The organism is Oleiphilus sp. HI0061, assembly GCF_001635675.1.
On sequence record NZ_LWFE01001864.1, the window covers coordinates 1 to 10,765 of the forward strand.

Annotated in this window: 10 protein-coding genes and 1 pseudogene; all 11 read left to right on the forward strand. The window is 44.9% G+C overall.

Annotated elements, in window-relative coordinates:
• A pseudogene (locus A3735_RS28315) lies at positions 1–383 on the forward strand (MinD/ParA family protein); the annotation flags it as partial.
• Between the two features lie 29 nt (positions 384–412).
• Entirely contained in the window at positions 413–1,123 is a 711-nt protein-coding gene (locus tag A3735_RS28320; RefSeq protein WP_068511927.1) for an RNA polymerase sigma factor FliA, read from the forward strand.
• A 245-nt stretch (positions 1,124–1,368) separates the two neighbouring features.
• On the forward strand, positions 1,369–1,755 hold the full coding sequence (cheY, locus tag A3735_RS28325) for a chemotaxis response regulator CheY (protein WP_068511934.1): 387 nt from the start codon (positions 1,369–1,371) through the stop codon (positions 1,753–1,755).
• 13 nt (positions 1,756–1,768) lie between these two features.
• A complete protein-coding gene (locus A3735_RS28330; protein ID WP_068511930.1) occupies positions 1,769–2,551 on the forward strand; it encodes a protein phosphatase CheZ in 783 nt (260 codons plus the stop codon).
• A gap of 13 nt (positions 2,552–2,564) precedes the next feature.
• Positions 2,565–4,808, forward strand: coding sequence for a chemotaxis protein CheA (locus A3735_RS28335; protein WP_068511932.1), 2,244 nt, complete (start codon positions 2,565–2,567; stop codon positions 4,806–4,808).
• Positions 4,809–4,883: 75 nt separating this feature from the next.
• A complete protein-coding gene (locus A3735_RS28340) occupies positions 4,884–6,059 on the forward strand; it encodes a chemotaxis response regulator protein-glutamate methylesterase (protein WP_068513746.1) in 1,176 nt (391 codons plus the stop codon).
• The gene (locus A3735_RS28345) at positions 6,059–6,799 is read left to right on the forward strand and encodes a flagellar motor protein (protein WP_068513742.1); all 741 of its coding nucleotides are present in this window, start codon (positions 6,059–6,061) and stop codon (positions 6,797–6,799) included. The genes A3735_RS28340 and A3735_RS28345 overlap by 1 nt, the downstream gene beginning before the upstream one ends.
• Positions 6,800–6,818: 19 nt before the next feature.
• The gene (motD, locus tag A3735_RS28350; protein ID WP_068513739.1) at positions 6,819–7,616 is read left to right on the forward strand and encodes a flagellar motor protein MotD; all 798 of its coding nucleotides are present in this window, start codon (positions 6,819–6,821) and stop codon (positions 7,614–7,616) included.
• A gap of 255 nt (positions 7,617–7,871) precedes the next feature.
• On the forward strand, positions 7,872–8,654 hold the full coding sequence (locus A3735_RS28355; RefSeq protein ID WP_068513736.1) for a ParA family protein: 783 nt from the start codon (positions 7,872–7,874) through the stop codon (positions 8,652–8,654).
• A gap of 48 nt (positions 8,655–8,702) precedes the next feature.
• Positions 8,703–9,347 (forward strand): hypothetical protein, encoded by a 645-nt coding sequence (locus A3735_RS28360; RefSeq protein WP_068513734.1) that lies wholly within the window; start codon positions 8,703–8,705, stop codon positions 9,345–9,347.
• Positions 9,344–10,624: a CheW domain-containing protein gene (locus A3735_RS29405; protein ID WP_082880325.1), complete on the forward strand. Its 1,281-nt coding sequence runs from the start codon at positions 9,344–9,346 to the stop codon at positions 10,622–10,624. The genes A3735_RS28360 and A3735_RS29405 overlap by 4 nt, the downstream gene beginning before the upstream one ends.
• The last annotated feature ends 141 nt before the right edge of the window (positions 10,625–10,765 follow it).

Here is a 10,765-nt window from a genome sequence, read left to right on the forward strand (position 1 = left end):
TATGTGATGAGCCTACATCGATTACCGATTCATATGCGCTAATTAAATTGTTAAATCGCGATTACGATATGTACCGTTTTCGTGTACTGGCGAATATGGTTAAAACGCAGGAAGAGGGGCGCCACCTCTATTCCAAGCTTGCTCACGTTACTGAGAGATTTCTCGATGTTGCTCTGCAGTATGTTGGGTCAATCCCTTTCGATGAGTCGGTGAAAAAAGCAGTGCAGCGTCAACGGGCTGTTTCTGATGTGTATCCTCGTGCAAAAGCATCGTTGGCATATAAGACGCTTGCCCAAAAAGCGGATAGCTGGCCACTGCCTTCTTCTCCAAAAGGTCATTTGGAGTTCTTTGTTGAGCGCCTGGTTCAGGCTACCTCAAACTAGAACGTGTTTAGTTCCGGTGTCATAGGCTGATGTATACAGACGCTCAAGTAAAACGTGCCGATGATTTGATTCGGTCTCATGCGCCTTTAGTCAAAAAAATTGCGCATCATTTGATATCTCGTCTACCGTCTAGCGTTCAGGTCGATGATTTAATTCAGGCTGGTATGATCGGGTTATTAGAGGCTTCCAGGAAGTATGAAGCTTCTAAAGGTGCGTCCTTTGAAACTTATGCGGGCATTAGAATTCGTGGTTCGATGATGGATGAGGTGCGCCGGGGAGACTGGGTGCCAAGGTCTGTTCATCGGAATGCAAGAAAGATAAGTGAAGCGATCAAGGCTATTGAAGATAGAGAGGGTCGTGATGCGCAGGATGACGAGGTTGCCTCAGAGTTAGGTATGACGCTTGAGGAATACTTTGCTTGCTTGAAAGACAGCGCTAGTGGCAAGTTATTTAGCTTTGAAGAGCTAAGTGAGTCAGGTGACGTTTCTAGTGAAGAGTATTTGTCCGAGAATGACACGCCCGCGACGGATGTTCAGAATGATGCCTTTCGTCGAGCTTTGGCCAAAGAGATTGATGTTCTCCCTGAGCGTGAAAAAATGGTTTTGTCTTTATATTATGAAGAAGAGTTGAATCTTAAAGAAATTGGTTTGGTGCTCTCTGTTAGTGAGTCTCGAGTAAGTCAAATACATTCTCAAGCAGCGATGCGTTTGAAAGCTAGAATGAGTGATTGGCGTACCTGATTGCAGTTTGTCTTAGCCTGATCGAACTATTTGCTTAGACCTCTTTTCTCAAAGTTTGTCCCCCATGTAAGGGGAAAATAAAGCGAATAAAATTAATAAATTGGCTTGATTTTATATAGTTGTTAAGAAATGTGCCGATAAGTGAAACAAATATCAAAAAAAACTGGCTAGCCTAAGAACACCGACTAGACTTGTTTTTAGGTATTAAAATGTAATTTCGGGTATCGACATGAGTGGAGGTCGACTTGAATAAAGATATGAAAATTCTCGTAGTAGATGATTTTTCTACAATGAGACGAATTATTAAGAACCTATTGCGTGACCTAGGGTTTACTAATACTGATGAAGCTGACGATGGTAGTACTGCCTTACCAATGCTTCAAACAGGTAAGTATGACTTTCTGGTGACTGACTGGAATATGCCTGGGATGACTGGTATTGAGTTGCTTCAGCATGTTCGTTCTGACGATAACCTCAAAAGTCTTCCTGTGCTAATGGTAACGGCTGAGGCTAAACGAGATCAGATAGTTGCTGCCGCGCAAGCAGGTGTGAACGGTTATGTCGTTAAGCCATTTACCGCAGCTGTTTTAAAAGAGAAGATTGAGAAAATCTTCGAACGTATCGATTCCTAAGGCTGAGCGATTCATGACTGACGCAAAGCTAATAAATAGCGAACCTCTAAGCGGTTTTGAGCAGACTTTGAAGGCTCAGGCTAATGAGTTGAAGGAGCGAATTGACAAAGGAGACTTGTCGGGGGCGTTAGGTATTATTTCTGAGTTAAATGAGACTCGGGATAAAACTCTGTACCAAGAAGTCGGTCGCTTAACTCGGTCGCTACACGAGTCAATTCGGAACTTTCACATCGATGCTTCCAGTGAGACGGCTAAAGATGACCTGTCTACTATAGAGGATGCGTCCGACCGACTCGCGTATGTGGTTGATATGACCAATAAGGCTGCAAACAAGACCTTGGATCTTGTCGAAGAAACCATGCCTTATGCTTCAGGAATCAGCCAGGAAGCGAAAAAACTCAAGATGGATTGGTCTCGCTTACAGCGTAAGGAAATGAAACCTGATGAGTTTAGAACGCTGACAGCCACAATGGGAACTTTCCTTGGAAAGTTGTGTGAGGATTCAGATAAAGTAAATGATAATCTCACGCAAATACTGTTAGCGCAGTCTTTCCAAGACTTAACTGGTCAAGTGATTCAACGAGTCACCGGATTGGTTAAAGATGTTGAAGAGAATCTTGTTAATTTGGTCAGAATGGCCGGTAAGGTTGACCAGATTACAGGAACAGTCCACGAAGTAGAAAAACAAGAAACAGGCATTGAGGGTGAAGGTCCACAACTCCATGCAGAGCAACGCGAAGACGTTGTTTCTGGCCAGGATGATGTGGATGATTTGCTGTCCAGTCTAGGATTTTAAAGGGGCGTAGAAGATGGGGTTTGAAGCGGATGATGAGATACTTCAGGACTTTCTTGTAGAGTCTGGAGAGATACTCGAGCTTCTTTCAGAGCAACTGGTTGATCTAGAGCAAAATCCAGACGATAAAGATTTGCTAAACGCAATTTTTAGAGGGTTTCACACTGTAAAGGGTGGAGCAGGCTTTTTACAGTTGGATGCACTGGTCAAGTGTTGTCATATTGCAGAAAACGTGTTCGATATTCTGCGAAATGGTAAGCGAAGTCTTGATGCTGACTTAATGGATGTCGTTTTACGTGCGTTAGACTCTGTAAACGAAATGTTCAGTGAAGTCAGAGATGGCCAAGATCCAACCCCAGCTGACCCACAGCTTTTAAGTGAGTTAGAACGTTTTGCGAAACCTGCTGATGCTGCGCCTGCTGCTGAACCTGCAGCTGTTGAACCAACACCGGAGCCGGTTGCTGCAGAAGCCTCTGCTGAAGAGGCTGATATTACTGATGATGAGTTTGAACAGCTCTTGGATGCATTAGATGATGATGCGGGTAAAGGGAGTGCACCAGCGGCATCCGAACAAGAATCTGACGAAATTACCGATGACGAATTCGAAAACTTGTTAGATGAGCTACACGGTTCCGGTGCTCCTGTTGGTGTCAGCGAAAGTGCTGGTGCCTCAGCTTCACCAGACAGCTCCTCGGCGGATTTGTTTTTTGAAGAACCGGCTGCGGGTGGCGACACGAACAGCTCGCCAGAGTCGGGTGATATAAGCGAAGAAGAATTTGAAAAACTATTGGATGACTTGCATGGTGAAGGTCAGTTCAATAGCGAAGGTATTGCTGCAGGTGATGCCACGTCTGAAGCGTCAGCTACTCCTGCTGGCGGTGATGGAGAGTTGATTACCGATAATGAGTTCGAAAAGCTACTGGATGAACTTCATGGAGCAGGCGGGTCGCCAACGACCAAGGCTGCTGCCAGTTCTGCGCCGGCTCCAGAGCCCACACCAAAGCCAGCGCCTGCACCGGCCCCAGCCTCAGCAGCTGCAGCTAAGCCAAAGCCGGCTGCAAAACCAGCTGCTAAAGCGGCATCGAAGAAGAATGAAACCATAGCGACAGAAACAACAGTTCGTGTTGATACAAAGCGCCTAGACGATATCATGAATATGGTGGGTGAATTGGTGCTTGTGCGTAACCGACTAAAACGTCTTGGCGATGCAAGCAGTGACGAGTCCATGCAGAAGGCTGTGTCCAACTTAGATGTCGTGACAGGTGATCTTCAGTCAGCGGTTATGCAAACTCGAATGCAGCCGATTAAGAAGGTCTTTGGACGTTTTCCCAGGGTTGTGCGAGATTTGGCTCGGAACCTTAAGAAAGAGGTTAACCTGGTTCTGGTTGGTGAAGATACTGACCTTGATAAGAACCTTGTTGAAGCGCTATCTGACCCCTTGGTTCACCTTGTACGAAACGCTGTAGACCACGGCATTGAAATGCCTGATGACCGTGTGACGAAAGGTAAGGAACGTATAGGGCAGGTGGTTCTGTCAGCACAGCAGGAAGGTGATCATATCATGCTAGCCATTGAAGATGATGGCGCAGGTATGGATGCTGAGGTTCTACGTCAAAAAGCTGTTGAAAAAGGCATTTACGACCAAGACGCTGCTGATCGCTTAAGCGATAGCGAATGTTATAACCTTATTTTTGCACCTGGCTTTTCGACTAAGCAGGAAATATCCGATATTTCCGGCCGTGGTGTGGGAATGGATGTTGTTAAGACAAAAATTACCCAGTTAAACGGTACGGTAAATATTGATTCTGAGTTAGGTAAAGGCTCGCGACTTTCAATTAAAGTACCCTTAACTTTGGCGATCATGCCTACCTTGATGGTTAAGCTTGGAAATCAGTCCTTTGCTTTTCCTCTGGTTAGTGTGGTTGAAATTTTCCACCTTGATTTGACCAAGACAAATGTTGTTGATGGACAGGAGTGTGTTGTTGTTCGTGATAATGTTTATCCCTTGTTTTACATCAAACGCTGGTTAGTGAATTCATACACTGAAGATACTGATTCTGCTCATGTGGTGATTGTCGCTGTGGGTAGTAAGCGCGTAGGCTTTATTGTGGATCAGTTGGTTGGCCAAGAAGAAGTCGTGATTAAACCACTTGGTGACATGCTACATGGCACAGCAGGCATGGCCGGCGCAACGATTACGGGTGATGGTCGTATCGCCTTGATACTAGATATTCCAAGTCTATTAGACCGCTACGCATAGGCTAAAAATCAGGATGCGCTGTCGCTATAGTACACGCTGCAATCTTTATCGCTACGGGGGCGCTTGTTAGATTCGATGAGTGTCACTGTATTAGTTGTAGATGATTCTGGCTTTTTTCGGAAACGGGTTTGTGAAATTCTAAGCTTGGTTTCTGAAATCAAGATCGTTGGTACTGCGTCAAACGGGCGTGAAGCAATTGAGCTCGTAAAGAAATTGTCCCCTGATGTGGTCACCATGGATTACGAGATGCCTGTTATGGATGGCGTTACAGCTATTCGCCATATCATGCAAGAATGTCCTACATCTATTCTAATGTTCTCATCTCTTACCTACGAAGGTGCTCGTGTAACGCTAGATGCGCTAGAAGCTGGAGCGGTCGATTTTTTACCAAAGAATTTTGAAGATATCGCTCGCGATGCAGGGAAAATGCAAGAGGTTCTGAAGAAAAGAATCCTGGCTATTGCAAAAAAGAGTGGAACTTCTCAAAGTGGCTCGGTTAGCAGCGCTAGCTCACTAAACCCCGAGGCTTCATCCAGTATACAAGCAAGTGAGAGTTCAAGTGTTTTAAAGCGTAGAGCAGTGAGCGGACGCCCAAGCACTACAAATAAAAGTGTGCCGTCACGCCCGGAAGTACAGAGTACTAATCGTGGTCAACGCGCCACGCACAGAGCCAAGAAGTTATCTCACCCGGTAGACCTTCTAGTCATCGGCGCTTCAACGGGTGGGCCGGTTGCCTTACAAAAAGTACTGTCAAAGCTACCGGCTAATCTGCCGGTTCCTGTACTGATTGTTCAGCACATGCCTGAGACCTTTACCCCTGCATTTGCAGAGCGCCTAAACAATTTATGTCAACTTACCGTTAAGCATGGAGTAGATGGGCAAACATTGCAGGCAGGAACAGCAATTTTAGCACCTGGAGCTAAGCAAATGATTGTCTCGGGTAAAGGTCGGTCTATCTCAATTTTGGAAGGTGATGCTAGGTTGACCTACAAACCTTCCGTCGACGTGACTTTCGGTTCAGCTTCGAAAGCGTTCCCCGGAAGAGTTTTGGGAATTGTTCTGACTGGTATGGGGGCCGATGGTAGAGAAGGTTGCCGCTTGCTTAAACAGTCTGGCTCCACGGTTTATACTCAGAACGAAAAAAGCTGCGTAATTTATGGAATGCCGATGGCAGTTGACAAGGCTGGTTACTCTGACGGCTCTTTTGATATTGACGCCATAGCAGATCACGTGATTGAAGGAGTGATGTAATGGATTTGCTGAGTATCTTAGGTGTTATCCTTGGCTTTGGTGCCATTTTAGGTGGTAACTACCTAGAGGGTGGCCATATTGATTCATTATTTAATGGCCCCGCTGCCTTAATAGTTATAGGCGGTACGTTTGCTGCGATATTGTTACAAACTCCTTTTCAGACATTAAAGCGAGGCATTGTCATGTTGCGCTGGGTGTTTATACCGCCTTATGTGTCGATTGATGACGGGATTGAAAAGGTTATTTCCTGGAGTATGCGAGCAAGAAAAGAGGGCTTGCTTGGGCTAGAGTCTTCAGTCGAGAAAGAAGATGAGCCTTTTGCTGGTAAAGGTCTTCAGCTGCTCGTTGATGGTGCTGAGCCTGAAGTGATTAGAAATGTACTTGAGTTGGATCTTATTTCTAAAGAGCGTCATGACCTTAGTTCAGCAAAGATCTATGACGGGATGGGGGGGTATTCTCCTACCATTGGTATCATTGGCGCAGTAATGGGTCTGATACATGTTATGAGTAACCTTGCTGACCCATCCTCTCTTGGCGCTGGTATCGCGACTGCCTTTGTAGCGACAATTTATGGCGTTGCATTTGCCAACCTGCTGTTTTTCCCAGTCGGTAGTAAGCTAAAGTCTGTGATTCAACGGCAATCCCAGTATAGAGAAATGCTTATCGAAGGCTTGGTGGCAATCTCAGAGGGAGAGAACCCTCGTTCAATCGAGCTAAAGCTACGCGGCTTTATCACTTAACTATCACTTGAGCTAAGCTATGCGCAGGCAATTAGAAGAAGAGCATGATAATCATGAGCGTTGGTTAGTATCATACGCTGACTTTATCACTTTGCTGTTTGCTTTCTTCGTTGTGATGTATTCAATTTCTTCGGTAAATGAAGGTAAATATAAAGTCCTTTCTGAGAGTTTGGAAGGGGTCTTTAACGCTCCCGCGAAAACCATAAAGCCAATTCAGGTTGGAGATATAAGTCCTCGCTCTACCTCTCCGGATTCACGTGAAATTTTTATCCAACCAATGATCGGTGAGTCATCACCACCCCCTGATCAACGAAAGAAAAAGAAGGAACCTAGCAAAGAAGACCTCCAACTCGAAATGATAGCAGGGGAGTTTGAAGATAACTTTGAAGACTTGATATTCGAGGAAAAGGTAAGCGTTCAGAAGAAAGACGATTGGATCGAGATCTCGTTGGATGATACGGTTGTTTTTCAAAGCGGCGGTGTGGAGCCTGTTGATGATGCTTTGCCAATTATTGAAAAAATTGCAGGTATTATGAACCAGCACGATAACGCTATGCTGGTAGAGGGGCATACTGATAATGTTCCTATTCGAAGCCCTGTATTCCCATCTAATTGGGAGCTCTCTGCAGCGCGAGCAGCCACAGTTGTTAGATACCTCGCACTGGAGGGGGTGTCGCCTTCTCGCATGGGCGCGATGGGTTACGGAGAGTTTCAACCTGCTGCTAGGAATGATACGGCAGCTGGAAAAAGCAAAAACCGCCGCGTTGTTCTATTAATTTCCAAAAGTCAGGATATTCGTCAGGGCTTAATGAAGTAAGTCTCGTAGCTCATTCATTTATAAAGAAATATTTTCTAAGTATTTACCTTTCAATACTGTGCCGATGGCACGATTTGTGCTCTGTACACTATTAAGATTATTAGTGACGTAAATTCGGCAACTTTATGCCATTTCCGTTGTTCATTTGTTCAAGCGATACAGAATTAGCAAGTATCCCTAGCAGGATATTCTAGCCAGCTAGGCTAAATGGTATGCTTGAGCAAAGCTAAAATATAATTTTTCAGAGGTGACGCGGTGAGAATCTGGGGTATTGCCAATCAGAAAGGCGGGGTCGGTAAAACGACTAGTGTAGTAACGCTAGGCGGGTTGTTGGCACAAGAAGGCAAAAGAGTGTTGGTTATGGATCTTGATCCGCATGGGTCTTTAACCAGTTATTTTGGTTACGACCCGGATACGATTGAGCAAAGTGCGTTCGACTTGTTTATGCATCAGGGTAAGGTTCCTGATGGTCTTCCTGAACAACTGATTACTGACACTTCTTGCCCGGGTCTGGATTTAATGCCTGCTTCAACGGCTTTAGCGACGCTTGAACGTAGAATGGTTGGCGTTGAAGGTATGGGGCTGATCATTTCGAAAACGCTGGCAATGTTGTGGGATCAATATGACTACGTCTTGATCGATAATTCGCCTTCATTGGGTGTACTAATGATCAACTCTCTTGCTGCGAGCCAGCAGCTCATCGTACCTTGTCAAACAGAGTTTCTTGCGATTAAAGGCTTGGAAAGAATGATGCATACTTTGGGTATGGTTATTCGGTCTCAGAAAAGCAATTTAAGACATCTTATTCTGCCTACCATGTTTGATCGTCGAACACAGGCTTCAACACAAAGCTTGCGTACCATCAAATCGACGTGGGGAGATGATGTCTGGAAGTATGCCGTTCCCGTTGATACGAAGTTCCGAGATGCAAGTATGAAAGGTCTGGTACCATCTATTTACGACGCTGATACTCACGGAGTGAGAGCTTATAAGAAGCTACTGCAGACGCTTAAAGAGCTGACAAGCAATAATGCCTAAGGCTTTATCAGGCTTTAAACTCATACGAGAGATTAATTACACTATCAAATGACTCAGGATAACACTGACAGCAGGACGCCTCACTCTAGCACGGAAGATTTGCTAAATGATTACCTGAGCGATATGTTTGGTAGCGACCCTGTGCCTGTTAGTAAGCCTAATGATAGCTCATGTTCTTCGGCAGAGCATACATCCGAAAACTATCTGAATGAGTCATCTGCTCAAATTTCTGAAAGCGCACACGTCAGTGAGCAAGAAAATATAAGTGCCGATTGTGAGTTTGCTGAAGAAGCCAATCTTACAAATGAAGGTCGGCAAAATCAGGGCGGATCTGTCACTTCACGTAAGCCAAGTCATGTTGATTCGGTAACTAGTGTTACCAGGGTGGCATCAGAGCCACAATGCGCTCAGCCAGTTCTTGGGATTTTGGGTGGTTCCACTGTTAAAACGACTGAAGCTATTTCGCCTGACCTATCTCTTATTCCGACAATTAAAATGGTAAGAGAAGACGATGATCAAAGTTTTCGGTCTCAGTGTGAGGCCCAGATAGTATTATTAACATTTCTCTATTACTTAAGAAAACCGCTTTCACCGCGAGTTCGGCAATGCTTCTTAGACTACTCTGAGCAAGCTATAGATGATTACTACGCTGCTTTTTGGTTAGCGGAGCAGTCTGTAGAGAGTGTGCGATGAGCTCTGAAGATATCGATAAGAAGCACTCTATTCATGGAGGGCGTGAATTCGATCAGGACGAGAATGTCAGCTCATCTGATGCTATGGATGAATACTTCTTTGATATGCTTGGCTCAGTTGCCGATCAGCAACCTTTAAAAGACTTAGATACAATACACAAAAACAAGCTTAGTGACGCGGAATTACACTCTCTAGACTCCGTGAATGTAATGCATACAAGGTCTAAAGAGCCACTTGAAGGCAGAGTAGGATCCAAGTTAAAGCCTAAGGTTATTGCAAAAGCAAATTTTGCAAAAGTGAAGCCGGCTAAGCCTCAATTTGCTGAGCCTGAAAGATCAAAAATTTCACCTCTGATTATACCTGCTGCATTTCCAAAGCTTGCGCCGGTTAAAACCAAGCCGAGTGTTAAAGAGTTATCTGAGCAGAACCTTAAAGTAAAGCAAAAGCTTGAAGTTAAGACCGAGCAAAAGACTGAACAAAAGCTTCAGACTAAGCTAGATAGAAAGACGGCCTTAGCGATTCTGGAGAAGAAAAAGTCAAAGTTGAGCGCGGCTCAGCTTTCCCGCTTGGAAGCGAAGCTTGGTCTTAAAGCCGAGCCCGAGCTTAAAACAAAGGTTAAGCAAGAAGTACTTGTTGAAACTGTCGACAAGCCAAAGGTATCCGTTTCTGCACCTGCACCCCTGAGTGATACCAAGGTAGACGCTAAAGTTCAGGCTAGGGAGGCTGTGACTACTGAAGTTTCTGAAATTGAAAAGATACATGAAAAAAGAACAGCTTTGGTTACGCCTGGTGAGCCTGGACAAGTTGGGCCGCCTTCATGGGCTCAAGATCGCTTCGAGTGTTTGATCTTTTCTGTAGCGGGTTTAAAGCTTGCGGTGCCTTTAGTTTCTCTCGGTGCAATCTATAAAATTGAAAAGGAGCTCACGCCAATTGTCGGCCGGGCAGATTATTTTATGGGCTTGTATAGACATTTGGATAGAAATGTCAGAGTAGTCGATACAGCTCAATGGGTCATGCCGGACCGTTGGAGCGAGGATGCTCGGGCCGGATATCAGTTCATTATTAGACTGGGTGGAAATAATTGGGGCTTAGCTTGCGACTCAGTTCACGAATCCATTCAGCTTGAACCTGATATGGTTAAATGGCGCAGTGAGCGTACGAGTCGAGCGTGGTTATCTGGTACGGTGATAGGGCATATGTGTGCTTTACTCGACGCAGACGTAATGAGCTTGATGCTAGAAGAGAAAGCTTCTGGCAATGGAAGCTCAATTTCTTGATAATTGTGTCACTATTTTCTGGCATAGATTGTGCGATGCTCTATATTTAGAAGATGATCTGTTAAGTTTTTGACGTGAGAGAGTAAAGCTTTGAAAACTTGGCGCGAATTATTGTCTTTTAGGAAATAGGTAAGGGGTCAA